This window comes from Terriglobus sp. ADX1 (genome assembly GCF_036877645.1).
Lineage (GTDB): Bacteria > Acidobacteriota > Terriglobia > Terriglobales > Acidobacteriaceae > Terriglobus.
In genome coordinates this window covers 1-252 of sequence record NZ_JAEDXV010000164.1, presented here as the reverse complement: position 1 = coordinate 252, position 252 = coordinate 1, and the positions used below count along the sequence as shown (strand labels likewise).

The window sequence follows — 252 nt, the reverse complement described above, 5'->3', positions numbered from 1 at the left end:
TCTGTATTGCTAGAAAATAATTTTGCGCCAAGTTGCACAATGCGCGCAGACAGTGCAGAAGTGATCGTTCCGAAGGTCGCGTTGGTATTACCACCCCATTCTGCAGTTGGATTGCTCGGATCAACGGCGCGCCAGCAACAAATGTTGTATTGGGTTGACCAAGCTCTGTGTGGTTGAGTGCGTTATATGCCTCAACTCGGAATTCGAGTCTCGCACCATGCGTTAATGACGTCGTCTTTAAGACGGACATGT

Annotated in this window: 1 protein-coding gene; it reads right to left on the bottom strand. The window is 48.8% G+C overall.

The features are described from left to right. The coding region (locus tag JAO32_RS20165; RefSeq protein ID WP_443082628.1) for a hypothetical protein at window positions 1-250 on the bottom strand (250 nt) is incomplete at its 3' end. Between the last annotated feature and the right edge of the window lie 2 nt (window positions 251-252).